The 26,007-nt window shown below is 50.7% G+C and carries 24 protein-coding genes and 1 pseudogene; 12 read left to right on the top strand and 13 right to left on the bottom strand.

Annotated features, from left to right (window positions below; genetic code table 11):
* Window positions 1–2: 2 nt before the first annotated feature.
* Window positions 3–209 (bottom strand): YdcH family protein, encoded by a 207-nt coding sequence (locus QWU00_RS00975; protein ID WP_006557097.1) that lies wholly within the window; start codon window positions 207–209, stop codon window positions 3–5.
* 233 nt (window positions 210–442) lie between these two features.
* Here QWU00_RS00975 and QWU00_RS00970 point away from each other — a divergent pair, with 233 nt between their 5' ends.
* Window positions 443–607, top strand: coding sequence for a YdcH family protein (locus QWU00_RS00970; protein WP_081939127.1), 165 nt, complete (start codon window positions 443–445; stop codon window positions 605–607).
* 116 nt (window positions 608–723) lie between these two features.
* Here QWU00_RS00970 and QWU00_RS00965 read toward each other — a convergent pair whose 3' ends face one another.
* The 3 genes from QWU00_RS00965 to rpmE all read right to left on the bottom strand — a co-directional run bounded on the left by QWU00_RS00965 (window position 724) and on the right by rpmE (window position 2,477).
* Window positions 724–1,329, bottom strand: coding sequence for a DUF1013 domain-containing protein (locus QWU00_RS00965; RefSeq protein ID WP_035381686.1), 606 nt, complete (start codon window positions 1,327–1,329; stop codon window positions 724–726).
* A 210-nt stretch (window positions 1,330–1,539) separates the two neighbouring features.
* The gene (locus QWU00_RS00960; RefSeq protein WP_035381687.1) at window positions 1,540–2,052 is read right to left on the bottom strand and encodes an Hsp20 family protein; all 513 of its coding nucleotides are present in this window, start codon (window positions 2,050–2,052) and stop codon (window positions 1,540–1,542) included.
* 197 nt (window positions 2,053–2,249) lie between these two features.
* Entirely contained in the window at window positions 2,250–2,477 is a 228-nt protein-coding gene (gene rpmE, locus QWU00_RS00955; RefSeq protein WP_035381688.1) for a 50S ribosomal protein L31, read from the bottom strand.
* Window positions 2,478–2,756: 279 nt separating this feature from the next.
* Here rpmE and mscL point away from each other — a divergent pair, with 279 nt between their 5' ends.
* The 3 genes from mscL to QWU00_RS00940 all read left to right on the top strand — a co-directional run bounded on the left by mscL (window position 2,757) and on the right by QWU00_RS00940 (window position 5,513).
* Window positions 2,757–3,215, top strand: coding sequence for a large conductance mechanosensitive channel protein MscL (gene mscL, locus QWU00_RS00950; RefSeq protein ID WP_006557105.1), 459 nt, complete (start codon window positions 2,757–2,759; stop codon window positions 3,213–3,215).
* A gap of 49 nt (window positions 3,216–3,264) precedes the next feature.
* A complete protein-coding gene (locus tag QWU00_RS00945; protein WP_052051491.1) occupies window positions 3,265–3,636 on the top strand; it encodes a hypothetical protein in 372 nt (123 codons plus the stop codon).
* Window positions 3,637–4,043: 407 nt separating this feature from the next.
* Window positions 4,044–5,513, top strand: coding sequence for a glycosyltransferase family 2 protein (locus tag QWU00_RS00940; protein ID WP_052051492.1), 1,470 nt, complete (start codon window positions 4,044–4,046; stop codon window positions 5,511–5,513).
* 91 nt (window positions 5,514–5,604) lie between these two features.
* Here the strand turns inward: QWU00_RS00940 and secF are convergent, their stop codons facing one another.
* Both secF and secD read right to left on the bottom strand, forming a co-directional pair.
* Window positions 5,605–6,537: a protein translocase subunit SecF gene (gene secF, locus QWU00_RS00935; RefSeq protein ID WP_035381693.1), complete on the bottom strand. Its 933-nt coding sequence runs from the start codon at window positions 6,535–6,537 to the stop codon at window positions 5,605–5,607.
* A 12-nt stretch (window positions 6,538–6,549) separates the two neighbouring features.
* Window positions 6,550–8,115 (bottom strand): protein translocase subunit SecD, encoded by a 1,566-nt coding sequence (gene secD, locus QWU00_RS00930; RefSeq protein ID WP_187668703.1) that lies wholly within the window; start codon window positions 8,113–8,115, stop codon window positions 6,550–6,552.
* A 373-nt stretch (window positions 8,116–8,488) separates the two neighbouring features.
* Here secD and QWU00_RS00925 point away from each other — a divergent pair, with 373 nt between their 5' ends.
* The 3 genes from QWU00_RS00925 to QWU00_RS00915 all read left to right on the top strand — a co-directional run bounded on the left by QWU00_RS00925 (window position 8,489) and on the right by QWU00_RS00915 (window position 12,690).
* The gene (locus QWU00_RS00925; RefSeq protein ID WP_035381696.1) at window positions 8,489–9,472 is read left to right on the top strand and encodes a Gfo/Idh/MocA family protein; all 984 of its coding nucleotides are present in this window, start codon (window positions 8,489–8,491) and stop codon (window positions 9,470–9,472) included.
* Window positions 9,473–9,676: 204 nt separating this feature from the next.
* Entirely contained in the window at window positions 9,677–11,608 is a 1,932-nt protein-coding gene (locus tag QWU00_RS00920; protein WP_006558958.1) for a ribonucleoside-diphosphate reductase subunit alpha, read from the top strand.
* Between the two features lie 65 nt (window positions 11,609–11,673).
* A complete protein-coding gene (locus QWU00_RS00915) occupies window positions 11,674–12,690 on the top strand; it encodes a ribonucleotide-diphosphate reductase subunit beta (protein ID WP_006558959.1) in 1,017 nt (338 codons plus the stop codon).
* Between the two features lie 131 nt (window positions 12,691–12,821).
* Here the strand turns inward: QWU00_RS00915 and QWU00_RS00910 are convergent, their stop codons facing one another.
* Entirely contained in the window at window positions 12,822–13,592 is a 771-nt protein-coding gene (locus tag QWU00_RS00910; RefSeq protein WP_035381697.1) for a tRNA1(Val) (adenine(37)-N6)-methyltransferase, read from the bottom strand.
* A gap of 115 nt (window positions 13,593–13,707) precedes the next feature.
* Between QWU00_RS00910 and QWU00_RS00905 the strand changes: the two genes are divergently transcribed.
* Window positions 13,708–14,778 carry a polyprenyl synthetase family protein gene (locus QWU00_RS00905; RefSeq protein WP_035381699.1) on the top strand — a complete coding sequence of 357 codons (1,071 nt, stop codon included), beginning with the start codon at window positions 13,708–13,710 and terminating at the stop codon, window positions 14,776–14,778.
* Window positions 14,779–15,004: 226 nt separating this feature from the next.
* Here the strand turns inward: QWU00_RS00905 and QWU00_RS16940 are convergent, their stop codons facing one another.
* Both QWU00_RS16940 and QWU00_RS00900 read right to left on the bottom strand, forming a co-directional pair.
* Entirely contained in the window at window positions 15,005–15,331 is a 327-nt protein-coding gene (locus QWU00_RS16940; RefSeq protein ID WP_316248925.1) for an MFS transporter, read from the bottom strand.
* The gene (locus QWU00_RS00900; protein WP_316248926.1) at window positions 15,310–16,236 is read right to left on the bottom strand and encodes an MFS transporter; all 927 of its coding nucleotides are present in this window, start codon (window positions 16,234–16,236) and stop codon (window positions 15,310–15,312) included. Before QWU00_RS00900 ends, QWU00_RS16940 begins: the two co-directional genes overlap by 22 nt.
* Before the next feature lie 1,018 nt (window positions 16,237–17,254).
* Here QWU00_RS00900 and QWU00_RS00895 point away from each other — a divergent pair.
* On the top strand, window positions 17,255–18,643 hold the full coding sequence (locus QWU00_RS00895; protein WP_035381701.1) for a hypothetical protein: 1,389 nt from the start codon (window positions 17,255–17,257) through the stop codon (window positions 18,641–18,643).
* A gap of 77 nt (window positions 18,644–18,720) precedes the next feature.
* Window positions 18,721–19,454 (top strand): annotated as a pseudogene (locus QWU00_RS00890) (IS5 family transposase).
* 20 nt (window positions 19,455–19,474) lie between these two features.
* On the opposite strand, the gene QWU00_RS00885 reads toward QWU00_RS00890, so the two are convergent.
* The 4 genes from QWU00_RS00885 to QWU00_RS00870 form a co-directional block, all read right to left on the bottom strand.
* Window positions 19,475–20,698: an alpha/beta fold hydrolase gene (locus QWU00_RS00885; protein WP_150395573.1), complete on the bottom strand. Its 1,224-nt coding sequence runs from the start codon at window positions 20,696–20,698 to the stop codon at window positions 19,475–19,477.
* 394 nt (window positions 20,699–21,092) lie between these two features.
* On the bottom strand, window positions 21,093–21,995 hold the full coding sequence (locus QWU00_RS00880; RefSeq protein ID WP_081939115.1) for a glycosyltransferase family 2 protein: 903 nt from the start codon (window positions 21,993–21,995) through the stop codon (window positions 21,093–21,095).
* Window positions 21,996–22,957: 962 nt separating this feature from the next.
* Window positions 22,958–23,809, bottom strand: a complete 852-nt coding sequence (locus tag QWU00_RS00875; protein WP_035381705.1) for a glutamate racemase — start codon at window positions 23,807–23,809, stop codon at window positions 22,958–22,960.
* A gap of 13 nt (window positions 23,810–23,822) precedes the next feature.
* Window positions 23,823–24,575, bottom strand: a complete 753-nt coding sequence (locus QWU00_RS00870; RefSeq protein ID WP_006558967.1) for an orotate phosphoribosyltransferase — start codon at window positions 24,573–24,575, stop codon at window positions 23,823–23,825.
* A 101-nt stretch (window positions 24,576–24,676) separates the two neighbouring features.
* Between QWU00_RS00870 and QWU00_RS00865 the strand changes: the two genes are divergently transcribed.
* Together QWU00_RS00865 and QWU00_RS00860 are read left to right on the top strand one after the other, a co-directional pair.
* Window positions 24,677–25,600: an ELM1/GtrOC1 family putative glycosyltransferase gene (locus tag QWU00_RS00865; RefSeq protein ID WP_166443770.1), complete on the top strand. Its 924-nt coding sequence runs from the start codon at window positions 24,677–24,679 to the stop codon at window positions 25,598–25,600.
* 116 nt (window positions 25,601–25,716) lie between these two features.
* Window positions 25,717–25,953 (top strand): hypothetical protein, encoded by a 237-nt coding sequence (locus QWU00_RS00860; protein WP_035381706.1) that lies wholly within the window; start codon window positions 25,717–25,719, stop codon window positions 25,951–25,953.
* Window positions 25,954–26,007: the final 54 nt, after the last annotated feature.

The following is a 26,007-nucleotide window of genomic DNA, read 5'->3' as shown; positions in this document are numbered from 1 at the left end:
GGTCAGGCAATATCATCGGGGATAAGCTGGCTTTCAAGCCATGCAATCCGGTCACGCAGCAAAAGTTTGCGCTTTTTCAGTCTTTGGAGATGAAGCTGATCTATTGGCGCGGGGTCCTGCGTTAACCGACTGATGATGGTGTCCAGATCACGATGTTCACTGCGAAGTTCATGAAGCTGGCCGAGCAGTGAATCGCGGTCTTTCAGCATATTACTTGGTCTCCTGCATGACGAATCATGCACCGATGGATGATCTGTATGTGGCGTGTGAGCCGTATCTGCCGCAGTCTTGCGCATGTTCCGAGAGGAAACCAGCGTCAAAAAGCAAAAAAACAGATATGACTTTAGTGCATACCTAAAATGCTTGTCTCATGAAAAAAACATGAAAATTTCCGGGGTACGTGCGTTACGCTATTGTGACCATCAACCGAATGGAGGCAGCGATGACGCTCCTGTCGAGGATTGAAAGTCTTAAATCTCGCCACTCACGGATTGATCAGCAGATCTCTTCAGAAGGGGGACGACCCCGACCCGATGCTAGGGTTCTGATGACCCTCAAACTCCAGAAGCTTCGCCTCAAGGAAGAAATCGAGCGCCTGTCTTCCTGATGATGCTTCCCCTTCCGCTAGAAAAGGGGAGGGGAAACTTTACGGGCGTGTGTGCCTGAAAATTTCCAATCAACAGAGTGTCTGGTCGGCCTAATGCCGGCCAGACATGCCGTATATTACTCTTCTACTGTGCCGTGCTCATGCTCATGAGGTTCATCCAGCATGGGAGCGGGCTGCGGAATTTCCTGCCCTTCACGTTCCAGACGCAACGTGGCTGCCGTTACGGCGGCATTCAGATCGGTCTGGCTGCACAGACCAATGGTCACCGGATCGCGCGGTTTGATGTTGGGCGTGTTCCAATGTTGCTTGTTGCGCACCTTGGCGATGGTGTCCTTGGTGGTGCCCAGCAGTTTGACAATTTCCTGATCGCCCAACTGCGGGAAATTACGCAGCAGGAAGGCAATGCCATCTGGACGATCATGCCGTTTGGCAACAGGCGTATAGCGTGCCCCTTTTGAGCGGCGCTTGACCGGATTGCCAGAGGAGAGAATTTTCAGTTTCGCATCAGGATTTGCTTCGCAGCGACGGATTTCTTCCTGCGTCAACTGGCGGTTGGCAATGGGGTCATACCCGACAATTCCCTGCGCAACCTCACCGTCAGCAATGGCCTGTACTTCCAGCGGGTGCATGCCACAGAATTCGGCAATCTGCGTAAAACTCAGGGCTGTCTTTTCAATCAACCACACGGCGGTGGCCTTGGGCATCAGCGGTAGGGTCGTCATTGGTTCCATCCTGTCGTCGGGCGGCGCTTGCGCAGGCACCGGAGAAAGTGACGGTTCGGAAACCTGTCCGAAGGCCCGCGTGCCTGCCGGCGCGCATGAGTTGGCGACGATATGGGGGGACCGCCCCGCATAGGTCAAGAAGCAAATGCATCAAACAGAAAAGGAGGAGCCTGAGCCCCTCCTTTTTGTGCTGGTTCCTGCTGTAAAAAGTTACGCAGCCGCTGCGGGAAGCTCTGGTGCAGGGCTTGATGTATTGGCTCCTTCCGCTGCTGCCGGAGGCTGAACAACAGGAGATGCACTCGGTGCTGCGGACTGCACCGGAATGCGGCGCGGTTTCAGGGCTTCGGGCATGATCTGTCTTACGGCAATGCGCAGAAGGCCGTTGTTCATATCTGCACTGGTCACTTCAACGTGGTCCGCCAAGGCAAACCGGCGTTCAAACGCGCGGCGGGCGATACCACGGTGCAGAATTTCCCCTTCATTCTGAGGCTCGCTGACGCGACCAGAAACAACCAGCGTGTTGTCCTGAACGACAAGTTCAATATCATCTGGACCAAATCCGGCTACCGCCATTGTCAGGGCGTAACTGTCATTCCCTGTTTTGGCGATGTCATAGGGGGGGTAGCTGGGGGTGGCCGTGTTCCGGGCTGCGGTATCCATGACCTGCGCCAGTCGGTCAAAGCCGATAGCGGTACGGAACAGCGGTGCAAAATCATAGCTCATAAGAAAACCTCCTCGTTCAGCAAGGTCATGCCGGAGTGTGAACTGGCCCCCTTACGGCAGGCTTCTCCGGCGGATCTAGTGGTATGATGAAACCCCATGCCGGGCATTTTCATCACAGCTAAACGTGGAAAACCCCGCTCCCTGTTTCAAGGGGCGGGGCTCCAGATTTTTCATACGACCTGAAAGAAGGTGGCGTATTACTTCGTGCGGGTACCGATACCAGCAAAGCGCTTGTTGAACTTTGCCACCTGACCCCCGGTGTCCAGCATACGCTGCACGCCTGTCCATGCCGGATGAGACTTGGTGTCTACGTCCAGACGCAGGGTGTCGCCGGGTTTGCCGTAGCATGACCGAGTCTTGTATTCGGTGCCATCGGTCATGATGACGTTGATTTCGTGATACTCAGGGTGAATGCCGGGTTTCATGATGAGTCTTTCTGTTCAAACAAAGCTGTCCCGATGCCGACCGGGCTATGCGTGCGAGTGCATATACCCATCTGTGCGTGCGGGATCAACAACTCTTCCGCAGAAACCTGCATGTTGGCGGCTGTTAGGAGTGTTTTAGTATTATAACATTTAACGGCATGGCAAAAAAGTATCAGGGAAGAGCTGAAATTTACCGCAATTTTCCTTTTTTCTTGTGAAATACCACGCAACGTTGGTACAGACACACATTATTGTAGATGCGAAGGAAAGTTCTGCTGTATGGCTGATATTAAATCTCGGGTGCATACCCCTACCTGGGTCTCCGAATTCCGTGCCTTTATTATGCGCGGCAATGTGGTTGATCTGGCCGTTGGTGTGATTGTGGGTGCGGCGTTCACCGGCATTGTCAACAGCCTGGTGAAGGATGTGTTCAACCCCCTTATCGGTCTGCTGATTGGCGGGATTGATTTTTCCAACCTGTTTGTCACCCTCAAGGGACCGCATCTGGCCACGCTGGCAGAAGCCCAGAAGGCTGGTGCTGTTACCATCAACATCGGCCTGTTCCTGAACACGGTCATCCAGTTCCTGATTACGGCTCTGGTGATCTTCTGGGTTGTGAAGGCGCTGACTCGCCTGCATGTGCGTGAAGAAGCTGCTCCGGCTGAACCGCCGCCGCCCACCAAAACGGAAGTTCTGCTTGAGCAGATCCGTGATGAGCTTGCAGCCCGCAAGGTCTGATTTCTGACACGCATTCCTGCGTGAAGAGATTATTCCCGGAAAGGCGGATATGGGCTACGCTTCCTATATGAAGCACCCTGTGTCTGCCTTTCCGTTTTTTTTGCGCCGTTTCCGCGGCTTATGCTGCACCATGGTCGGCGTAAGCCTGTTGGCTGGGTGCCAAGCCCCGATGGCAACGGTCAAAATCACCCCCACACCAACCACGCTGATATATAGCTATATCATCGCCCACGGCATGGCGCGGGGAAGGGTGATGTCAGGCGACCTTGCACCACAGGACGTCATTCGACTGGCTCAAGCAGATCAGATGGCCTTGCTGAGTGTGCTGATGGCGGAGAAGGAGCCTTCTTATAAAAATATCAGATTTGCAAAAATTAACGGGGAGCATTTTCTGCGTTCGATTGAGAGTGGCTGTCGATAATAAGCAGTCACGGAGTTCATTTGTGAAGTTATGGACCAAGGAATGGATTGAGATAAAATAAATTATCATATTGAATAATTGTTTTATTTCTAAAGTATTATATAGAATATAATACAATATTTAACTATAAATTTCGTGGGTGTATGGCCACGAATATATGCGTTATTTAGTGTGTCGGCCCAATGGCTATATTGAGAGGTTGGTTCTTCGATCTTTCTATCTAGGTCTGCAAACTCGAAAACTAAACAGGTTATTATATAAAAAGCGTAACCCGTTGATATTGCTTCCGATGGAAAAGTCGCAATAGGTGTTTTTGGAGTTCGCCTGATGGAGATATCTGATTACTCCTGTTAAGCTCTCTTTTGATGGTGTAGGTAAAACTATCTGTTAGATACGGGATAGAAGTAATGCGGCCGATAGGAAAATTAGCTATTGCTCTTTTTGTTAAAGACGAAGTGCATGATATTGCTGGGTGGATAGCATGGCATTCTGCATTAGGAGTAGAAAAATTTTATATTTACGATGATTATTCGACTGATGGAACTTATCAGGTAATAAAAAGTATATCTGATAAAGTAAACATAGAATATTATAGATCGAATATCGAAAAAGAAGGAAATTTTTATTATCGTCAAAGAGATTCTTTTTTTGATGCCGCTGAAAAAGCGAAAAATCATTATGAATGGATAGCATTTCTTGATGGAGATGAGTATCTCTCGCTTTCAAGTGCGCCTAGTATTGTAGAATTTTTAGATGGGTTTGACCAAAATTGTAGTGCGATAGCATTGAGTTGGAGAATATTTGGCAGTTCAAGTCGAGTTTTGAAAGATAATGTTCCTATCTATCGAGCATTCAAGCATCATTCCAGGGAAGATTTTGGTGACAATGCACTTGTAAAATCTATTGTAAGACCTGAAAAACTTGTGCTTTCTTATGAGAATCCCCATAAATTTATTATTAATTCGGGGATTTACGTGGATGCTTTAGGCCAAGAGGTTGCATGGAATGGAGCTACAAAAAAAGTGACGTGGGAAGGGGCATGTGTAAATCATTACATTTGTCGTTCTATGGAACATTATATTGGAAGAATTAAAAGGCGGATAGGTGTGGATCTATCCAATACAACAAATTATTGGAATCATTTTGACCGAAATGAAATATTTTTCTCCGAAAGAGAAGATATTTGTAATAAAGCTGATAAAATATTATTTTCGGAAAAGAAATCTATTATAAACTCTTACATATCAAAATGTAAGAAAGAGCGAAATGATGTGTTGTTCAAACAGATAAAATATTCTCAACCGTCTGACGAAGACGGTGCTGATATTTATAAAATATTTTCGAACGATGGAGAGGGTCTCTATGTTAATAATATAGATGGTCACTTGGTAAAAGTTCCTAGTGATTATCCAGTTTTTGGAATTATATATAGAAAAAACAGAGATGTTGTATATTTAGTTCGTATTGTTGATGGATATATTTCTGACATTAAATACCATATTATTAGTGAAAATAGGAAAAATTTTGCATATAGTTACAATATAGAACATGAGGGGGAGGAATATATCTATTTACGTTCTCCAGAAACGCAGAAGCTGATGTGCTTTATTCCAAAAGAGAGTGGAAATTCAGTGGATGTGAACCGGGAGACTAAATCCCTATGGGAAAGAGCTAAGATAGCTGAAATAGAAATAGGAGCGAGCTTCCATAGCGACCCTTCCGTAGTAAAAGATTTTGATAGTGCGTGGAACTGGCTGTCAGCTTCTGACTCTTTTGTGACATATAATGATTTTGTGTTGATGTTTTCAGGTTTGCCGAGTCAAGAAAAAGAAAAGCTAAACCTTCACGCGCAAGGCGTATTTTCTTGGCTTCTCTAAAAGATTTTACTGTGAAAACTGAATAAATAGAGGATCTCTTCATTGTTTTAATATTTAACGCAATGAAGAGATCAGTTTTTAATAGATAGAGTTATTTTTCTGCTGTTTTCGCATCTCGCTTCAACCGCCCCTCTCCCATAAACAGCAGCAGCGGGGCTGCGATGAAGATGGAGGAGGACGTTCCTACCACGATGCCGAACAGCATTGTCCAGGCGAAGCCGGAGAGGGTGGTTCCGCCGAACAGGGCCAGGGGCAGGGCGGCCAGGAAGACGGTGGAGGAGGTGCCTAGTGTGCGGTTGAGGGTCTCGTTGATGGAGAGATCAATCAGTTCGCGCAGCGGCATGGTGCGGTATTTGCGTAGGTTTTCACGTACGCGGTCGTACACCACAACCTTATCGTTGGTCGAATAGCCAAGGATGGTCAGGATGGCCGCCACCATCACCAGATCAAACTCAAAACCTGTAATCACCAGAAAGCCCATGGTCTTGGTCAGATCCAGCACCAGTGTAATGACGGCGCTGAGGGCAAATTCCCACTCAAAGCGGAACCAGATATAGGCAAGGATCATCGCAAGGCTCAGGCCAAGGGCCAGCATGCCGTTGCGGAACAGTTCGGATGAAACGGATGCGCCAACGGCATCGGCCCGCAGAACAGTTGTGCCGGGCTGAGCTTCATCGACGGCGTGGCGCACGCTATCAACAACCTTGTTGGTTTCCTGCCCATCGCCCGCGTCAAGCCGGATCAGCACGTCGTTCGGTGCACCAAATGCCTGGATAGAAGCATGCGTGATGTTATGGGCGGCCAAAGCGGTACGAAGTTTGCCGAAATCGGCCGGGCCGGATGTTTTGGCTTCCACCACAATCCCGCCGCGAAAATCCAGTCCGAGTGTCAGGCCCGGATAGAAAAACAGCCCGATGGAGGCCAGAGACAGCACGGCTGAGGTAATCAGGCCCGCAAAGCGCCCGCGCATGAAGTTGATATGGGTATCCTTGCGCACAAAACGCAGGAGAGGACGTCCGAACATATGCGCCTCGTCTCAGACTGGCAGGCTGGTGGGGCGCGTGAGCGCGTACCAGCGGACCATAAGCAGCCGGGAAAGAAGAAGAGTGGTGAACAGCGTGGTGGCAATACCGATGGTGATTGTCAGCGCAAAGCCGCGCACGGGGCCGGTGCCAAACACAAACAGCATGACATGAGCCAGAAGGGCCGTGGCGTTACTGTCCACAATGGTGGAGGTGGCACGCTCAAAACCGGCCTGCATGGCTGCCAGAGGTGTGCGCCCGCGAGCCACTTCTTCACGAATACGCTCATTGATAAGGATGTTGGCATCAACCGCCATCCCTAATGTCAGCAGCATGCCGGCCATGCCGGGCAGGGTGAGTGTGGCTTCAAACAGGGAGAGGATGGCCACCATCAGAACCAGGTTGGCCAGCAGGGCAACGTTCGCGTACCAGCCGAAGCGGCCATAGAATAATGCCATGAACAGAATGACCATCACGAAGCCAGCGGCCAGACTGAGCATGCCAGCCCGGATGGAATCTGCGCCCAAAGATGGACCGATTGTGCGCTGTTCAACCACGCTGAGAGGAGCGGGTAGAGCGCCAGCGCGCAGCATAAGGGCTAGGTCTGTCGCGCGCTGGGCATCAAAGCCGCCCGTAATCTGACCATTGCCACCCGTAATGGGGGAGCGAATGACCGGCGCTTCAATCACCTTATTATCAAGCACAATGGCAAAGCGCTTACCGACATTGGCCTGCGTGACGGTTGAGAAAGCATGCGTGCCGATTGAGTCAAACGTGAAGGAAACGGCCCATTCGCCTGACTGGGAATCAATGGCGGCACCGGCGTTTGTCAGGTCCGTGCCGTCAACATCAACATGATCATAGACGGGTAGGGGGCCGCCTTCCGCCGGGTTGGACATGGGCAGCAGGCTGACGCCAGGCGGCGGAGCCGTAGCGTGCATGGGGTTTGAATCGACCAGACGGAACGTCATCTTGGCGGTGGTGCCCAGCAGAGTCTTGATTCGTTCCGGGTCGCTCACGCCAGGGAGTTCCACGACAATGCGGTCGTCGCCCTGACGGGTGATTTCGGGATCAACCGCACCTGTGGCGTCAATACGGCGGCGCACGATCTCGATGGACTGGGTCACGGCTTCACGAGCACGGGCTTTTACCGCATCCTGAGACAGGGTCAGGACAATGGAGCCATTATCCTGCTTCTTGACCGTGAATTCGTTGGGAACAACGCGCGGCAGTTTTTCCAGCGCGGTTACGTCAGCATCAGCTTCAGACGGATCACGCGGGTTGAAGGAGACGGTGCCTGCATCCGCATTGGTGGTAATGTTGCGGTAGCCAAGCTGGGACTTCAGCAGGGTTTCCCGCGTGGTGTCCGCCAGCGTTTGCAGACGGTCATGCGTCAGGCTTTTCAGATCCACCTGCATAAGCAGATACGAGCCGCCGCGCAGATCCAACCCAAGGTGGATTTGCCGCCAGGGCATGGACGGGAAGGGGTTGCGCAGGCCATTGGGCAGGCAAAGCAGCAGACCTAACAGGCATACACCCAGTACCGAGGCCAACTTGAGGCGGCTGTAATACATTCTCACCTGAAACAATCGGTTTTTGTCGCCCGGAACATGCCGCTCCCTTGCGTGTGATGCAACACTCTGTGGCGATATGAAGGAGGGTGTCCGGTATTCGGCGTGGGAAAGTGGCCTCCTTGCATCAGTCTGAAAGCGCGGAAAGCTGCCCCCAAATGGGTAGAGCCCCCCCCTGAAAAACTATTTTCGATTCGGAGAGAGAAACGGGAGGGAAGCCTCACTCTCCCGGTTTTGCAGCGGGGGAAAACACAGGCTCTTGGCAGGAGCACGGAAGGCGATTAGGAACAAAATAGAAACATAATCTGTGATTTTGGGGTTTGTGCTTTGGGCTGCTACCGCTGTGTCGAATGAAAGTGCGCGGGATGAGGAAGGATCGGGAATGACACAGGGCAGCTTGCGGGTTGGGGTGATTGGAGCCGGGCATTTCGGGCGTTACCACACCCTGAAAGTGCGGAGCGTGCCGCGTGAGGTGCTGGTGGGTCTGTTTGATCCGGACATGCGCAGGGCTGCCGAGGTGGCGAAAGAAGCCGGGTGCCCGGTTTTTGAGAGTGTGGAAGATCTACTGGCGCAGTGTGATGCTGTGGTGGTTGCTGCCCCGGCAGAGTTCCACTTTGAACTGGCGGTGCAGGCGTTGCGGGCCGGTAAGCATGTGCTGGTGGAAAAGCCGGTGGCAGCCACACTGGAGCAAGCGGATTTTCTGGTCACTCTGGCAGATGAAACCGGATTGGTGTGTCAGGTTGGGCATTTGCTGCGCTATTCAGCCGAACATGAGGCTATTACCCGCCGTATCACACGCCCACTTTATATAGAGGCAACACGGATTGCGCCTTTCAAGCCGCGTGGCACGGATGTGTCTGTGATTCTCGACCTGATGATTCATGATCTGGATCTGGTGTTGGCGATTGTAGATAGCCCGATTACGCAGGTGGATGCCCTGGGGGCAGCGGTCAGTTCAGCCCATGAGGATATTGCCAATGCACGTGTCCGTTTTGAAAACGGCTGCGTAGCAACCATTACCGCAAGCCGAATCTCCCTGAAGACAGAGCGCCGGATGCGACTGTTTTCTGAGGAAGGCTATCTCTCTGCCGATTTTGGTAAGCGCGAGTTGACCATGATTGGTAAAGAGCGTGGAATTCCGTTGCCGGGAACGGGTGGGTTCCGACGGGAAGCGATCTCATGGAAAGACCATGATTCGCTCCACGCGGAACATGAGGCCTTTGTGGCGGCGTGTCTGGATGGAGCGCCGGTTGTGGTGGATGTCCGGGCCGGACGCCGCGCTCTGGCAGCGGCATTGGCCGTGGCAGATGGCATTGAAGAGTCACGCAGACGGATGGAGATGTCGGGTCTGATTGGCGTGGTCTGAAAAAAATATTCAGCCCCGTATATCTGATGATCGCTGAAAACTGCGCCAAAAGTGGAAAGCAAGTTTTTTTTGCCGATTCAGGGTGAAAAAAAACACTAGATATAGGGTCGATGATGGCGCAAAAACGCGAGATATGGTGCCGCGGCAGAGCGCGCCCACAAGCACAGCCACACCTTACCTAAAGCAAGCGGAGCAAGTGACCTCATGACTCTGGTCGACGTTCAGGAAAATGAAAGCCGCCGTCCCGAGACGCGTGAGGTCGGTACCGGCGATCTGTTCGAGCCCGGCAAGCTGGAAGACATGGTTCAGTTGCCTGGCCATCACCAGGTAAGGGTGGACCGTTCACGCGATGCGCTGCTGACACCGTTTGGCAAGGCCACGCTGGATAACCGCTACCTGCTGCCTGATGAGAGCTATCAGGATCTGTTCGGGCGTGTATCGTCCTATTACGGGGCGGATGCTGCGCATGCGCAGCGGATTTATGACTATATGAGCCAGCATTGGTTCATGCCCGCAACGCCGGTACTCTCTAATGGGGGCACCACGCGCGGCCTGCCTATTTCCTGCTTCCTGAACGAAGCAAGCGATAGTCTGGAAGGCATTGTGGGGCTGTGGAACGAAAATGTGTGGCTGGCCAGCAAGGGCGGCGGCATTGGTTCCTATTGGGGCAATCTGCGTTCCATTGGCGAAAATGTGGGCCGGAATGGCAAGACATCTGGCGTTATCCCTTTCATTCGGGTGATGGACAGCCTGACGCTGGCCATCAGTCAGGGGTCTCTGCGTCGCGGCTCCGCCGCTGTCTATCTGCCGGTCTGGCATCCGGAAATTGAAGAGTTCATTGAAATTCGTCGTCCTACGGGGGGAGATCCCAACCGGAAGGCACTGAACTTGCACCATGGTATTCTGGTGTCTGACGCCTTCATGCGGGCCGTGGAAGCGGACGATGAATGGGGACTGGTTTCCCCCAAGGACGGTACCGTTATCCGCAAGGTGTCTGCCCGCGCACTGTGGATCCGTATTCTGACAGCCCGTATGGAGCAGGGCGAGCCGTATATTGTGTATTCAGACCACGTGAACAACGCGCGACCGGAACATCACAAACTGGCGGGGCTGGAAGTCAAGACGTCCAATCTGTGCTCGGAAATTACGTTGCCGACTGGGGTTGATCATCACGGAAAGCAGCGTACGGCAGTCTGCTGTCTTTCGTCCCTCAATCTGGAAACGTGGGAGCAGTGGAACGATAATCCGCAGTTCATTGAAGATGTGATGCTGTTTCTGGATAACGTGTTGCAGGACTTCATTGACCGTGCACCGCCGGAAATGAAGCACGCAGCATATGCCGCCGCGCGGGAACGTTCTGTTGGGCTGGGAGTTATGGGGTTCCATTCCTTCCTTCAGGCCAAAGGTGTTCCGTTTGAGGGTGTGATGGCAAAGGTTTGGAATCGCAAGATTTTCAAACATATCCGCGAACAGGCCGATGCAGCATCCCGCAAGCTGGCGGATCTGCGGGGACCGTGCCCTGATGCGGCCGAATATGGCGTGCATGAACGGTTTTCCAACAAGATGGCGATTGCGCCTACGGCGTCCATCTCCATTATCGCCGGGAATGCGAGCCCCGGAATTGAGCCGATTGCAGCAAACGTGTTCCTGCAGAAAACGCTTTCCGGCTCCTTTACCGTGCGTAACCGCCACCTGCTGAAGCTGTTGCAGGAGAAGGGCAAGGATACGGAGGAAGTATGGTCCTACATTACGCTGAACAAGGGCAGCGTGCAGGGACTGGACTTCCTGAGTGATGATGAAAAGGCCGTTTTCAAGACCGCCTTTGAACTTGATCAGCGCTGGATTGTGGAGCACGCGGCAGACCGGCAGCCTTATGTGTGTCAGGCGCAGTCGGTCAATCTGTTCCTGCCTGCCAATGTGCACAAGCGGGACCTGCATCAGATTCACCATATGGCATGGAAGAAGGGCCTGAAATCCCTGTATTATTGCCGGTCCCTTTCCATCCAGCGGGCAGATACGGTTAGTAACGTGTTGACCAAGGCCGATGTGCTGGCGGCGGAAGATGCACAGAGAGCAGAAGCCGCTTCGGCATCGGGCAATAACAACAACTATGATGAATGTCTTGCCTGCCAGTAATAAGGCAGGGAAGTCATTCAGCGTCTTGTTTTTAAAGAAAATGCTTCAGGTATGAGGACAGCATCATGAGCGAAACACAAGCGGGGGGCGGCGAACAGGAACAGCATTTCGATCTGCTGACTTCCAATCCTGTTTACAAGCCGTTTCGTTACCCGTGGGCCTATGATGCATGGCTGACGCAGCAGCGTCTGCACTGGCTACCGGAAGAAGTGCCGCTGGCAGACGATGTGAAAGACTGGCACCGTGTGCTGAATGAAAGCGAGCGGCATCTGGTGACCCAGATTTTCCGCTTCTTCACACAGTCCGATGTGGAAGTGAACAATTGCTACATGAAGCACTACAGCCGGGTCTTCAAACCCACTGAAGTGCTGATGATGCTCTCGGCGTTCTCAAACATCGAGACCATTCATATTGCGGCATACAGCTATCTGCTGGACACGCTGGGCATGCCCGAAGCGGAATATTCTGCATTCCTTAAGTATAAGGAAATGAAGGATAAATACGATTACATGCAGGCGTTCTCCGTGGACAGCAAGCATGAGATCGCCAAGACGCTGGCAGCGTTCGGTGCCTTTACAGAAGGCCTTCAGCTTTTTGCGTCCTTCGCCATTCTGCTGAACTTCCCGCGCTTCAACAAGTTGAAGGGCATGGGGCAGATTGTGTCCTGGTCCGTGCGGGATGAAACGCTGCACTGTCTGTCCATCATTCGCCTGTTCCGCGTATTTGTGCATGAAAACCCGGAAATCTGGACGGATGAGCTTCAGCAGGAACTGCGCGATATCTGCGCTACCATTGTTGAGCACGAAGAAGCGTTCATTGATCTGGCGTTTGAAATGGGCCCGGTTGAAGGGTTGGATGCCGCACAGGTGAAAACCTACATCCACTTCATTGCAGATCGTCGTTTGATTCAGCTTGGGCTTGAGCCTCTTTACAACACCACAGCTAATCCGCTGCCGTGGCTGGATGACATGCTGAACGCGGTTGAACACACGAACTTCTTTGAAAACCGTGCAACCGAATATAGCCGTGCGTCCACCACTGGTACGTGGGAAGAAGCCTTTGAGGCGTCCGTTTTTGAATAAGGATTAAAGATTTTCCCTAAAGGAAACGTTTGTAAGAAAGGCCATCCTTGCGGTGGCCTTTTTTTATGGAGGCAGGGTATGTGGTGCAGATTTTTCGTGCGAAAATTTCGGTAACAACTTGTTCTTCAAGTTTAAATTCTGGACGTCTGTTGCCGGTGCAGGATGAGTGGGCTGCCTTCTTTCAGAATGGTGCGGCTTTCTGGAGTAAACCCGCCTTCCTGCTGGTGCAGGACAAGGCCAGGCAGGATGCGCGAGGGGCTTTTTACGCCATAGCGCGCCTGGATAAGCATAAGGCGCGCTTGTCGGCCGATTTTGGGCCACAGGGGGCACAGCGTTACATCTCCAAACCGGGCGCGGGTCAGGAAGGTGCACGCCGCAGCCATCTGAGTGGCGGGCAGGGCCAGCGTCAGACTGCCCTTATAACGGAGTAGTCGTGTGGCTCCTTTGATCCAGCTTTCCAGCGTGTCAGGCATGGCGCGGCGGGCAAGGTCTCGTTGCTCCATGGGGGAGGCGCTGCTGTCCGTGTCATGCCACGGCGGATTCGCAAAGCAATGGTCAAATTGGCCGAAGGAGAAGTCGGGAGGCAGGGCGTCAGGGAAACGGGCGTTCAGAAGCGTGACTCCGGTGCGTCCATTGGCCTTGAGATTATGCTCCGCCAGCGCAAGAGTGGCGGAATCCAGTTCGATGCCCCATACGCTCAGTTCTGGTATGCGATGAGTCAGGCACAACAGCCCCGCGCCTGCGCCACAGCCGATTTCTGCCACGCGCTGGCCGGGGCGGGCGGGAACGGCGGCCGCCATAAGCACAGGTTCAAGGCCGGTTCTGTTCCCTTTGAGGAATTGGGAGTAAAGAATTTTTCCGGCCATAAGGGTGCCGGAAGAAAGCGCGGAAAGATCGGGCATGACCAGCCTTGCCAGAAAGTGTCTGGCTGTCTTGAAGTGGTTGAACCTTGACCGTTTTTCTGGTGCCCCGCATATGGTTGGACGTCAACTCATCCCATGGCTGGGGGAATAGCGTTTGGGTGTTGCAGTTAGTCTGCCAGAATCTGGCACGGCCACAAGCCAGGATGGATCTAGTGTTTCTGTGAGTAAGCCAGGAGAAGCGGGCTTAAGAGCCTTGGCCGATTACCTCGCGCAGGATATGCGCGCGTGTAACCAGGTTATTATTGACCGTATGCAAAGTCCGGTTGCGTTGATTCCGCAGTTGGCGGCCCATCTGGTGGCTGCTGGCGGAAAACGCCTGCGTCCTTTGCTCACACTGGCTTCGGCCCGGATGTGCGGTTACGATAATCAGGACGGCAAGTTGCGGCATGTTGAAATTGCCGCGTGTGTAGAATTTATTCATACAGCCACATTGCTGCATGATGATGTGGTGGATGAAAGCCAGCTTCGGCGAGGGCTTGCCAGCGCCAACGCCATTTTTGGCAACAAGGCCTCCGTGCTGGTGGGGGACTTCCTGTTTGCCCGCGCCTTCCAGATTCTCACGGCTGATGCATCGTTGGATGTGATGGCCATTCTCTCCGCTGCATCTGCCACCTTGGCGGAAGGCGAAGTGATGCAGATGACCACGCAGAATGATCTTTCCACATCGGTCGATCAGTATTTGCAGGTTATCTATGGCAAGACGGCGGCTCTGTTTGCTGCTGCCTGCGAATCTGGTGCCGTGATTGGAGAGGCAACACCTGAAAAGCGTGAAGCGCTGCGGGTATATGGTGCCAATCTGGGCATGGCCTTCCAGCTTGTGGATGATGCGCTGGATTACGCAGCGGATCAGGCCGTGCTGGGCAAGGAAGTGGGTGATGATTTCCGTGAAGGGAAAGTCACGCTTCCGGTGCTGGCGGCGTATGAAGCCGGGAGTGAGGAAGACCGTGTTTTCTGGCGGCGCGTCATTGAAGACTGCGAACAGACCCCAGAGGATCTGGATGCGGCGCTGGCCCGGATTGCGGCAACAGATGCCATTGCGACCACTTTGGCGAAGGCGGAGGATTACGCAGCCAAGGCGCGGGAAGCGCTGGCAATTTTTGGGGATGGTGAGATCAAGTCCCTTCTGATTGAAACTGCCAGTTATTCTGCAAGTCGCGCCAGCTAACTCACGGAATGGTGTGGAGTGAGCAGGTGAGGCCGGATACTGCGCGTATCCGGTCTCTTTTTGTTTGGAAAACGTATCTGAAAAATCCGTCGGGAAGCTCGGACGGTTTTTTTTTGATGGGGGCGTCAGGTTTTTGTCCTGATCTCCCTGCATGGTGCCTTCACGGTTGCCTCTTTGGGGCTCAAAATCCCTCTCCCGTCCTAAACGGTGGCTTTTTTCAAAGCCATTAGGTTTTGGGGGACGGGGCAGTGTCTGCGGTTTTGATGTCGCGCAGATTGGGCAGAAAGGCTGTTAGCAGTCCGATGGCGGGCAGATAGGCACAAACATGATAAACAAATTCAATGCTTGTGTGGTCAGCCAGTTCACCCAGAACAGCAGCACCCAAGCCGCCCATGCCGAAGGAAAAACCGAAAAAAAGTCCCGCTACGGTACCAACTCGTCCCGGCATGAGTTCCTGCGCATACACTACGATGGCTGAGAATGCCGAGGAAAGAATCAGCCCAATGAGAATGCTCAGGGCGATGGTGGCGTTCAGCCCCGCATAGGGCAGCATGAGAGTGAAGGGCAGCACCCCAGAATGGAGACCCAGATAACCAGTTTGCGGCCAATCCGATCCCCAACAGGGCCACCAATAATGGTGCCTGCAGCGGTGGCGGCCAGAAAGACGAACAGATAGGTCTGGGCTGTGCGCACAGGCAAACCGAAATGGTGCATGAGGTAGAAGGTGTAATAGCTGGTGATACTTGCCAGATAAAAATATTTGGAAAAGACCAGCGCAATCAGGATGAGAAGTGCTTTGCCCACCTGTACCCTGCTGAGATGGGCATGAAGGACCGTAAGGGATGGTTTACCTGCCTGGGTTCGGCTGGTTTGCTCATACCAGCGGCCCAGAATACCCAGCAGCGCCATGCCTCCTAACGCAGCCAGAGCAAACCATGCCAGACTTTCGCGCCCACGCGGGAGCACAAAATAGGCAGCAAGAAGTGGGCCCATGGCGGTGCCAAAGTTGCCACCGACCTGAAACACGGATTGAGCCAGCCCATGCGCCCCACCAGACGCCAACCGGGCAATGCGTGACGATTCGGGATGAAAAACGGATGAGCCAATGCCAAGAAGGGCAGCTCCACACACCAGAAGCAAATAGGACGGTGCGAAGGCCAATGTGACCAACCCCATTAACGTGAAGCCCATGCCTACCGGCAAGGAATAGGGGCGGGGTTTGCGATCACTGACCAATCCAACTAGTGGCTGAAGCAGGGAGGCCGTGATCTGGTAGACAAGGGTTAAAAAGCCGATCTGCCCGAAATCCAGCGCAAAACTCCCTTTCAGGATAGGGTAAAGCGCTGGCAGAAGCGACTGCATGGTGTCGTTCAGGAAGTGACAGAAGCTGATGGCCCCTAGCACTGGAAATACGGTGGACCTGGTGCGGGTGGGGCGTTCGGCAAGAGACTGGCTCACGAGACGATCCTTATTATTTTTTTGATACTGTGTGAGGTGCCTGCATACGGAGAGTTCACACAGCCTCTTTGCGTCTTCGGGGGGGGTATGGTCTACTTCTTGGAAGCATACGGTGTGTCATCAGTAAACAGAATGACGATCCAAGAAAACCAAACGGCTGCAGAAAAGAGGGTGTGAGTTTATTGTAGCGCGTCAAGATGGCGCAGGAGAGTTTGATTTTGTTGAAAAAGCCTCCGATAAGATTCCTTATAGAGCGCGAAGTATGTTTCCCTTTGTGACCCTCTTTTATTTTTGAGGGGAATAAATGGTGTATCCTTAGCTATGTCAGGCTGTCGATCAGTCTGTTTATATCGTAGACCCGGTTGGCGAAGAAAGCATTCTGGTTGATCGTATCCAGAAATATGTGCTTGGGTGATGTTGGCATCCTCTCCTTATATGATATCGAATGCCACATGTTTGCCGAGGGCATCCAGTTTGCGTGGGTTTTCGTAGTTAGCCTGCCTTGTGATCGTCCAATGCCCTGGTTTCGTGTCCCCTTTTGCTGGGCACCTGCATTTTGTATTTAATTTATCGGAACAATCATGCTGTCGATCATCAGGTATTTATTACGGTTATCAGCGACTAAATAACGAAAGATCCGATCAATCACACCACGTTCACATTTGCGGCTCAGACGTCGAAGTATGTTTCTTCAGTCTCTCAAATGGACAGCAAGGCCTCGTTACCATAGGATACCGGCGCGGTAACGGTGCAGCGCAGCCTCCATAAATAGACTACCATCCCGTAAAGCATAAACATCGGCTCTGTTGGTTTTCCTAAAACTAGGAAAACACCCTGCACTTCCGTCAAAACAGTACAGCCTTTACATAAGTTATTCCTAACCCACAACATACCGTAGAACAATATATTGCTGTTACTCTGGAGCTGAAGAGCTATAGAAATTTAAGACAAACATATTGTAAGATGTCTTGATCTAAAGTGGATACTGATAACATATTTGTAAGGTGAGACAGACTGAATGTTCGCAATTGCTTGTTATGATGGAAAAATTTTATGTGTGGACGGGACATCTGTCATACGAAAGCCAATCTCGGATATCTCCACAATAGAAGAGCTCGTTGTGGCTGTTCAGGCCCATGGACATTGGGTGTTGCAAGATCAGTATGAAAACACACTTGACCTTGAAAGTATGTCATTTACCAGGGCCGTAATCACCGATAGCCTGATTGTTGATCGTCATCATAATGGCGGAATCGTAACGATTCGTAGAGATGATCGATATTTGCGAGCGAATAACAACGATCAAATAGATATGCTCGCTGTTACTCACGGTCTGTGGGAAACTTTTCGTTTTTTCGAAGTCGATCTTGTCCGGGACGTCATGCAACTCATGCGAAACCAGTGGGTGAGGAAATCAACAGGTAAGATTGCAGATATAGATTTTTCAGGCTTTGAGAATGAGTTCCTTATGGTTGATGGATGTCGGGTCGACATTCATGAGAATTTTCCATTTATAAACTATGAAAAGGATCTTTTAAAAGAAAAGGGATCTGCTCCAAATTCTATAATTATGCATCTTGATGAGTGGAAGCCTGAAGAATTTCTTCTTTACAATCCCGTTGTAATGTATGCTTTTTTTGGGAAAGGAATGATTTCTGATCAGTTCCGTGTATCAGTTGAGAGTCTATTTGAAATCGGGAAATTTCAGGGAACAGTTCTAATAGTAACAAATAATTCTGAGGAATATGTTTATGGAATAATAAATAAAAAATATCGTAAAGATATAAAAATATTTTATATGAATGCAATTGATCAACAAGATTATGTTGATTGTAGAATATCAATTTTCAATAAAAAATTCATTTATGAATATCAGCCATTCCTATATATAGACCTAGACGTAGTAATTGATTTGCCAATCAAAAATTTCCTAACAAAACTTGTGATATCTGATAAGTGTAGTGCTCAAGTAGAAGAAGAGCGTTGGGTAACTCAGACACAGAGTTGTGGGGCTACACTTTATGCTGATGATTCATTTCCTATCGAGGATGACGCGGGCTTTAATGGAGGAGTGATCGGCATACCGAGTTTCCAAAAATTCGGGCGCTATCTCAGAGCGGCGGATGTCATGATGCGCAAATATATGCATATACATGGAAGGAAATCGATTCCTTATGATGATCAAAGCATACTCAATTTTATCTTTCGGAAGTTTGACATTTTCAGTGGTGATTTAATTACGCCAAGAACTTCAGTGCCTGCGGCTGAAAAGATAGACTTTTCAAAAAATGATGCTTTGGGTTTTGCCCATTTCTGGCCGTGCATCTATCGTGAAGATCGGTCATTACGAATGAAAAATTACCTGAGCATACTTAGGGACGACGATAAGCCTGATGTCTTGATCTAGGGCCAATCGACACTCAGGATTCCCAAATAGGTTCATTGCTGCTTCATCGGTCTTCGTATTGATGGGCGGAGCGGACGATGGACACTAAGCGATACGAATTGAGCACAGCGCAGTGGGAACAGATCAGGGTTCTGTTGCCTGGGAAAGCGAGTGATCCTTGGTGGACTGGATCGGATAACCGTGTGTTCGTAAACGGATGTTTATGGGTATTGCGATCCGGCACCTACTGGTGCGACCTGCCGGAACACTATGGTAACTGGAAGACAGTCCACCGGCGCTTCAGCCGCTGCTGCCATGCGGGTGTGTGGGAGCGGGTATTCACCGCGTTGACCGCCGATCGCGACAATGCGTGTCTGATGATCGATAGCACCATTGTCCGCGCCCACCAGTACGCGACAACCTGAAAAGGGAGGCGCAAAATCAGGCTGTTCCCAAGACGGATTAACCACCAAGATACACATGCGGGCCGATGCTCTGGGGTGACACGTTACGGTTCATTATCACCGGCGGTCAGGTTCATGACGCCACCCAGGCATCTGCATTGCTCGAAGGCCTGACTGTGGACGCGGTCATCGCCCATAAGGCTTATGACAGCAATGGGCTCCGTGAAAAGATTGCTGTCATGAACGCAGAGGCTGTCATTCCGTCAAAACGGAACCGGAAGGTGTCCATCCCGCACGACCAAGATCTTTACAAAGACCGAAACCGTATTGAGCGATGCTTCAATCGCCTGAAACATTGTCGTTGTTTCGCAAAGCGCTACGATCGCAGAACCACCCATTTCGCAGCAACCATGATCTGGACCACTTGAATGTTGATTAGACCTAAGACCTAGTCGAAAGTGGTAAATTTCTCCCACCGAGCAACCCATTCTGTAAATCCTATTTTTCCGTTCTCCCGCGCAGAGAGAGCCTTTCCATCAGCGGCGCGGATGACAAAGCTGTCTTCGCTAAATTCGGTAGAATATGGCAATTTCATTAATCCGGTAGCGGAGAGCGAATAAATGGAACCATTAATGACAACGACAAGTTCACCTTGCGTAATGTGATGATGTTCTGTTTGACTAAAAGTTTTTTCAAGTGGATTGTAGACAATAAACTCACCGGTCCAAGCGAGAATTTTGGTGAAAGAGGGAAATAATAAATCCCTTGGGGCTAAAATGTGGGCCAATTTAAAAGCAGAGCTTTTTTGACCACGTTCGAATAAAGTTGCGATGGCACGCCAAGCTTCTTTATGGTTCGCAACAATAAATTCTTTTGCCCCAGTGGATTCAGAGCGTTTACTTGATAAAGCTAGAGGGAAAAAATCTATTTTTTTCTCCAAACACTTCAGTATTATATTATAAACATTTTCTTTGCTTTTGTTGCGAATTATCTTGGTGGTGGAAAGAATATCTTCGCCACGTAAAACAGCATTTAACAATTCTTGAAAGTTTTTCGATCCTTTAAGGGAATTTGTGACCATATGCCCAGCATGTGCGACAGGTACTAAAACTACTGTCGGAATTTGACTGAAGGACTCAGCTTCTGCTCGTTCTTCATCTAGCCTAGGATCATAAAATATATAGGATGGGATGGCTACATCGCTGGCTCGTGGCCCCATATGTTGCATATAATGTTGATAATATCCTGAAAAACTACTTTTTCTTCCTGTCTCCGAAGAATCGATACTCCACTGAGGCGCGAGGGAGAGCAGTGCGTCCAAACCAAGCGCCTTAGAATGTTTTATAACCCCAAATCCTCCCATCGAGATCCCGTAGCCGATCACTTGAATAAAAGAGGCTGCATTCCGGCGAATTCTATCCAGAATGACTTTAATCGCGCCTATGGCATCATCAATCCCGTCTTCTAAATACCAGCTGTCTGATTTCGCAATTAGACCAATAAAAGGCATATTGAGAGCTTTTGCTAAAGGCTCTCCAAAAAAAGACCCGTTTTGCCGCTCAGGTGCCCCAACACCTGTAAAACTAACAATGACAATATCCGCAACTTCATCAGGGATGAAGCTTCTTACAATATAACCTGAATTTTCAAATTCCGTTATAGTATCAGTCATATTTATTCCAATCTTTGGCGGGCGTTTAAAATTACATGGAGTGAGAGTGTTTGAAAAGCTGGACATCGCCATTCTGAGGATTGGAGTGGGCCGAATATTTTTTCTGAGCAGAAAGCGTAGATGGCGCTATTTCATCCGCGTTATTGAGAACCCAATAGAACATTGCGCGGCAGGCTGACTGTCCGATACCGTCTTCAACTCTGCTGCTAGGCTGATTTCTCAAGAGAGCTAGCCTAGCAGCAGGGTGATTCTAAGTGGAGAACACTAACTCTAATCTAAATGCAGAGCACGAAAGAAAGGATAGAGCCATGTATCGACATAGGTTGGGCCGACAATCAGATAGACAGAGCGTGCTTCAGACAATGGTTTCGCATCCATTTTCATGAACAGCATATCAAAAGCAAAACCAAAAAAGGTTGGAAGAGATGTTCTTTAAATAATTATCTTCTGTTGAGTTGGTGCGATCAATTTCAATAAGATGTTCATTTTTAATTAGCTTTTCTTCCCAGTCTAAAGACCAGCCGGGACCCAATTCTTTTCCTCTACGAATTCGTTCATGATAAGCTTGAGAAGATTTTAAATAAAAATGAGAAACATAACCACGTTTCATTATGGTTTCTGAATTTTCATCTGTGTATTTATCGTTTTCTTGCAAGACATCTTTTATCTTAATGTGATTAACATTTACACTATTTAGCTCATTATGGTTAAACGGATTGTATGCCCAATCCCCATAGCCGACTCCGTGCCAGAATGGGCACCTATGCTGATCCATAAAAGGTACGTCTATAGAAGAAGTTTTCAAAATTATTTTAAAAGTTGTATTTGGTTTCTGATCTCTTTTAGTATAATTCTGAAGGACAAGTCCTTCGGGATTGGTTTCATGATTATTGGTGCCAAACAAGACCCAATTTAAATATAAGCAATCATACCTGTCGTATTCAGCCATAAACTGTTTTATATTTTTATTGTCTTTTATGGTTATGAATTCATCTACATCTAAATAAGTAACCCATTTGTAATCATTCCTATAAACGTGATTGAAGTGGTTGTACATTCCCCACTGATCACCTTTAGTGGGATGGTGGTGAAAGGTAAGTTTTCCACTTTGGATAAAAGGTAGAACGGCAGAAAACAGTAATGCAGGATCATCGTCGTTGCAGTATAAGAATATATGATCGTATCCTATATGAAGATGATATATAATCCATTCGTTTATATATAAATTTTCATTCCTGGCACACGCTACAACACAAAAACTCAATTTTTCCTCCCCAAAATTGTTTTTTATACGCACTAAAACTCATCTGTCATTACAGCTCGCGTTCAATAACCCAAAAAGATCAGTGATAGTTGTCCCAAAATATTTCAACAATCCTGAGACTTTACGCTTCAAATTCTGATGCAGAAAGGTGATAGAAGTGATTTTTTACAACTTTCTGCAAATATCAGTGAAGATAGGCCGTCAGGACAAAACTTGATAGTCAGTCTCTACACCCTTATTGTAGAAGTACCAGAGCCAAACTAAGGTCTGCGGGAATTTATCGCGATTGAATAGAGGCTACCATGCCATAGCTCCGCGGGTTAAAGTTTTTGTCTGTTTTGTCGATCTGTCTTGCAATGTATTTGGATTTCTTGAACTTGCGGGAAAAGTTTTCGATCAGATAAAAACGCTGCGATTCACACATTTCTTTATCCAGAAGGTGTGTCTTGGATTCTGGGAAATGACGACGATAGCAGCGCTATAGAATGGATTGCCGACGATAAAGGCATCGAATGCGAGGTTATCAATAAACGCTAGCACTTCTATGCGATCGAAGTGATGTCAATGCATTCGGCATAAACGCGAGAGATTGCTCCGCTCAACTGTAAGTGCCAGAATTTTGTTGCCATGCTGCTTTTTGAACAACCCTATGCTCTGGTGACGTTTCTCTCTTACTACTCTTTGACAGTGACGATTAACTTCCATGTCTGAACCGTTCGAGATGGAAACGAAAACCTGCCTAAATATATTGCTGTTATCCCAATCATTGAAGCGACGGAAGACCATGATCTAATTACCAAATATAGTAGGTAGATTACGCTATGGACTGTCTGTTCGCAGAATCCAAAGCAAGGGAACTGTTCCGATTGCTTCGTTTCTTGCCTGGCATTTTGACAAGAAACTGGGGCCGAATGAGCGGTTACGGGAGGTATGTATGAGATGCCCTTCATCCAGAACGCGGTCATTAGTGGCGCTTATGTGAAGCCCAGCTATTGTTAAGCCGTCATCTTTTCTGATGTGGGGAGGTTCTCCCACAGGGCGATGTCTTCAAAGCCGAAATCAGGCAGTTTCCGGCGTAGCGCCTCAGCGTCTGGCGGCATGGAGGTGAACCATGCGTGTGGCTGGAAGGTGGGGGGCGTGTGCTCAGGGTGGTTTTGAAGGAGGCTGAGAGCGTGGCGCGCTACGGCGTTTGCCGGGTCTAGCCACGTAACGCGGGCAGGAGAGAGCGCCCGGAGTTGGTCTAGTACAAAGGTATAATGGGTGCATCCTAGCCCCACTACATCCAGTTCTCCTTTGGTGTCGCGCTCAAACAACCCAGCAATTTCCTGCTGAATGGTGCGGGCAGGTACGTCTTCTCCCCGGAACAGATGTTCTGCGCATGCGGCTAGGCCGGGGGCGGCATGGGCAAGGAGTTTGCACTCCGGCGCATACAAACCGTGCAAATGTGTCAGGTAAGGCCGCCGAATAGTGGCGCGGGTGGCCAGAAGACCGATGACGTGGGAGCGAGTGATTCGGGCGGCCCAGCGGATGGGGGGAACGCACCCGATAAACGGCATATCCGGCCATGCGGCACGCAGGGCATCCAGCGCGAGGGTGCTGGCCGTATTACAGGCAATGACAACAGCCTGTGGGCGTAGCCTGCTGATGGCCTCGGAAATGAGGGTGAGAATACGCTCAACCAGAAACGCGTCATCCTGCTCACCATAAGGAAAGACGGCTGTATCAGCCAGATACTCTATGGCCAGTGCAGGATTAAGCGTGCGTAAGGCCCGCACAATGCCAAGCCCACCTATTCCGGAATCAAACGCCAGAAGATGGTGTGTGCCTGAATGTGCGGGACCAGTCATTTTTCTGCGAAGATCAGCCTTGTTTAGCTTTGTATTCTGCGGCTTCTTCCAGGCTGCCAACACCGCCGTGGCGGGCAGACCATGCGCACGGGTCTTCAAGGAAGCGCCTGACTTCTGCCGCAGCAGACTCCGAGAAATAAGGACGGGTTGAGCAGGCTTCCAGAACATCCCACCAGGTGCAGAGGGAATGCAGGGCAACATTCATTTCAGACAACGTGCGCTGCGCACCGGGGAACACACCGTAGTAAAAGACCACGAATGCGTGGTTCACAAGCGCACCAGCATCCCGCAGGGCGTTGGCGAAGCGTACTTTGGATGCGCCATCCGTGGTGAGGTCTTCCACCAGCAGGGTGCGCATGCCTTCGGGCACATCGCCTTCAATCTGGGCATTACGGCCAAAGCCTTTGGGCTTCTTGCGCACATAAGCCATGGGCAGCAGCATGCGATCCGCCATCCACGCTGCAAAGGGAATACCGGCTGTTTCCCCGCCAACCACGGCATCCAGGCTTTCATACCCAACGTGCCGGCCGATTTTTTCCACACCCAGTTCCACAATTTTCTGGCGGGCGCGGGGGAAGAAAATAATCCGGCGGCAATCAATATAGACCGGGGATTTCCAGCCGGAGGTCAGGGTATAGGGTTCTTCCGGGCGGAAATTGACAGCTTTGATTTCCAGCAACAGACGTGCCGTGCTCAGAGCCGCATCGCGGTCCCAATCGCTGGTCTCGCCAGAATGGGGGGCGGCCAGGTTTGCGGGTGACGTCATGAAGCGTTTCCTTGAATTGGCGGTTGGAATTTGCTTTGCAATAGCCTCAGGCAGCCTGAAAATCTATGCTTCATCTCAGTCTTCGGCGGCGGAATGAAAAAATGATGTTGTCTGTGACGCAGTTGGCCCCGGTATGGGTGGTGGAGAAGGCCGCAGCAGGAGAAGCTGGGCCCGCCTATATTCTGGCGTCCCGGCTTGGGTGTTTGTTCAGGCGCATCAGTGTGGATGATCTGGCGCTCGATTCGGACCTTAAGGGACGGCGCGCACCGGGGCTTATTCTGACATCGGGCGTGCGGAGCGGCTACGCGGCCCTGCGTGCGGCCCGAAAAGCAGAATGCCCGGTGGTCTGGTGTGTAAGGGGAGAGGCCCGTACAGCCCCCATGCTCCGTTCTCTGCCGTTCGATCTGGTGGTGGCGTCTTCCGCCGCAGCGGTTGCCCCCCGATTCTGCCCGACATTGGGACCGCTGAGTATTGTGTCGCCTCATCTTGTGGCGCGTGCTGGTAAAGCGTGGCAGGAGCGGCTGGAGCATCTGCCTCATCCGCGGGTTGCCGTTGCCGTGGGTGAAGGCGCGTTCCGCACCGAGGAAGAAGCCCTGCTGAGTGGCAAGAAACTGGCCATGATGGTGAACCGCTACGGGGGTTCCGTTCTGCTGAGTGTGCGGGGGGAAAACCGCAGGAGCCTGACGGATGCCTTTATTACCGGGCTTTCGTCCGCATTCATGCTCGTCTGGTGCAAGGGCGAGCCGGATGAGGACCCTACCTTGGGGTTTATGGCTTGCTCTGACTGCGTTGTGGTGGCCGGAGGCGAGAGCCCGATGTTGGTGGAAGCCTGTGTTGTGGATGTGCCGGTTTTTTTGATGGAGCGGGAGCAGGACCTGCGTGGAGCCCGTGGCAGGATTGCTCTGAGGCTGATTGAAGACAGGCATCTGCGGATTCTGAAAGATGATTTTGTGCCCTGGCCCCGCTCTGTGCTTGATGAAGCAGGCCGTGTGGCGGACATTATGAAGGCGCGTTGGGCCTTGTAAAAATGTCACTGAAAAAACTTGTGATCAGGAGAAAAGACATTCCTGCTTGCGTAGGGGAGGGAAGAGGCGTTTAATCTGAACTTGTTGAGATTGATTATTAACTTAAGGATGGTGCTGTGGCTGTTGAACTAAGTCGGATCGCACGTAAATGTGAGCGTGCTGTTATCACGGCGTATCAGGAGCTGCGTGAGGTGGGCACTGAAGACGTAACCGCGTTTCATGCTTGCACCACGCTTTATCGCATTCATCATCCTGAAGCGTCTCTGAACGAAGCACGTCGCTTGGTCTCTGAATGGATTGATCATCACGTTGTGCGTAAATCTGAAGGACCGACCAAAGGCTGCGACTGCTAACGGCTGAGGTCTATCGAGGTTTCAAATTCTTCTGTGGAAGAGTGTGAGCCAGAT

Origin of the sequence: Acetobacter tropicalis, from assembly GCF_030644465.1 — a bacterium.
GTDB lineage: Bacteria > Pseudomonadota > Alphaproteobacteria > Acetobacterales > Acetobacteraceae > Acetobacter > Acetobacter tropicalis.
This window is presented reverse-complemented; position numbering and strand designations above follow the sequence as displayed.

Excerpts from the sequence above, each read along its gene's own strand:
- QWU00_RS00945 (WP_052051491.1), top strand. The coding sequence starts at position 3,265 with ATGGGCTACGCTTCCTATATGAAGCACCCTGTGTCTGCCTTTCCGTTT.
- QWU00_RS00965 (WP_035381686.1), bottom strand. The coding sequence starts at position 1,329 with ATGACGACCCTACCGCTGATGCCCAAGGCCACCGCCGTGTGGTTGATT.
- QWU00_RS00970 (WP_081939127.1), top strand. The coding sequence starts at position 443 with ATGACGCTCCTGTCGAGGATTGAAAGTCTTAAATCTCGCCACTCACGG.
- QWU00_RS00975 (WP_006557097.1), bottom strand. The coding sequence starts at position 209 with ATGCTGAAAGACCGCGATTCACTGCTCGGCCAGCTTCATGAACTTCGC.
- QWU00_RS00910 (WP_035381697.1), bottom strand. The coding sequence starts at position 13,592 with ATGCCCGATCTTTCCGCGCTTTCTTCCGGCACCCTTATGGCCGGAAAA.
- QWU00_RS00960 (WP_035381687.1), bottom strand. The coding sequence starts at position 2,052 with ATGAGCTATGATTTTGCACCGCTGTTCCGTACCGCTATCGGCTTTGAC.
- QWU00_RS00875 (WP_035381705.1), bottom strand. The coding sequence starts at position 23,809 with ATGACTGGTCCCGCACATTCAGGCACACACCATCTTCTGGCGTTTGAT.
- secF (WP_035381693.1), bottom strand. The coding sequence starts at position 6,537 with ATGTTCGGACGTCCTCTCCTGCGTTTTGTGCGCAAGGATACCCATATC.
- QWU00_RS00915 (WP_006558959.1), top strand. The coding sequence starts at position 11,674 with ATGAGCGAAACACAAGCGGGGGGCGGCGAACAGGAACAGCATTTCGAT.
- QWU00_RS00925 (WP_035381696.1), top strand. The coding sequence starts at position 8,489 with ATGACACAGGGCAGCTTGCGGGTTGGGGTGATTGGAGCCGGGCATTTC.
- QWU00_RS00920 (WP_006558958.1), top strand. The coding sequence starts at position 9,677 with ATGACTCTGGTCGACGTTCAGGAAAATGAAAGCCGCCGTCCCGAGACG.
- QWU00_RS00865 (WP_166443770.1), top strand. The coding sequence starts at position 24,677 with ATGATGTTGTCTGTGACGCAGTTGGCCCCGGTATGGGTGGTGGAGAAG.
- QWU00_RS00940 (WP_052051492.1), top strand. The coding sequence starts at position 4,044 with ATGCGGCCGATAGGAAAATTAGCTATTGCTCTTTTTGTTAAAGACGAA.
- QWU00_RS00870 (WP_006558967.1), bottom strand. The coding sequence starts at position 24,575 with ATGACGTCACCCGCAAACCTGGCCGCCCCCCATTCTGGCGAGACCAGC.
- rpmE (WP_035381688.1), bottom strand. The coding sequence starts at position 2,477 with ATGAAACCCGGCATTCACCCTGAGTATCACGAAATCAACGTCATCATG.
- QWU00_RS00895 (WP_035381701.1), top strand. The coding sequence starts at position 17,255 with ATGTTCGCAATTGCTTGTTATGATGGAAAAATTTTATGTGTGGACGGG.
- QWU00_RS00885 (WP_150395573.1), bottom strand. The coding sequence starts at position 20,698 with ATGACTGATACTATAACGGAATTTGAAAATTCAGGTTATATTGTAAGA.
- QWU00_RS16940 (WP_316248925.1), bottom strand. The coding sequence starts at position 15,331 with ATGCTGCCCTATGCGGGGCTGAACGCCACCATCGCCCTGAGCATTCTC.
- mscL (WP_006557105.1), top strand. The coding sequence starts at position 2,757 with ATGGCTGATATTAAATCTCGGGTGCATACCCCTACCTGGGTCTCCGAA.